The sequence below is a fragment of the Thalassotalea sp. G20_0 genome (assembly GCF_017744175.1).
Classification (GTDB): domain Bacteria; phylum Pseudomonadota; class Gammaproteobacteria; order Pseudomonadales; family Endozoicomonadaceae; genus Endozoicomonas.
The window spans coordinates 1-729 of sequence record NZ_JAGHQV010000359.1 but is presented as its reverse complement, the minus strand read 5'-3'; the positions used below and the strand labels follow the sequence as shown (position 1 = coordinate 729).

1 protein-coding gene is annotated in these 729 nt (G+C 54.6%); it reads left to right on the top strand.

Annotation, left to right across the window (positions count from 1 at the left end):
* Positions 1 to 729, top strand: a 729-nt coding sequence (locus tag J7438_RS26495; RefSeq protein WP_286196968.1) for an RluA family pseudouridine synthase, incomplete at both ends; no start/stop codon positions are given.

The following is a 729-nucleotide window of genomic DNA, read 5'->3' as shown; positions in this document are numbered from 1 at the left end:
ACCATTGATGAGGATGCGGCTGGTCAGCGTGTTGATAATTTTCTGTTGCGGGTTCTTAAAGGGGTGCCCAAGACCAGGGTGTATCGTATCGTTCGCAAGGGTGAGGTGCGGGTCAATAAAAAGCGGGTAAGCGCAGATTATCGCCTTGAATTGAACGATGTTGTTCGTATTCCTCCGGTCCGAGTGGCCGAAAGGGAGGCTCCCGTAAGGCCCGCTGACAGCGTGATCGCTCAATTGGAAAAAGCGGTACTATATGAAGATGATCTGCTGCTGATTATCAACAAACCGTCCGGGCTTGCTGTGCATGGCGGAAGCGGTCTGTCTTATGGCGTGATTGAAGCACTTCGCCAGCTACGGCCGGATAACCGCACGCTGGAACTGGTGCATCGCCTGGACCGGGACACCTCGGGTTGTCTGGTGATTGCCAAGCGCCGCAGTATGCTGCGTCATCTGCATAACCAGTTGCAGCAGAAAGAAAAAGTTGAAAAGCTGTATCATGCGCTGGTGGTGGGTAAGTGGCCAGCGAGAAAGCAGCTGGTTAATGCGCCGCTGTTGAAGAACGTGCTGCGCTCAGGAGAGCGGATGGTCCGGGTGCATGTGGATGGCAAAAAATCCCGAACGGCGTTTCGGGTGCTGAACCGTTTTCCAAATATGACCCTGGTTGAGGCTTACCCCATCACAGGGCGGACCCATCAGATTCGGGTTCACTGTCTGCACGCAGGGCATCCC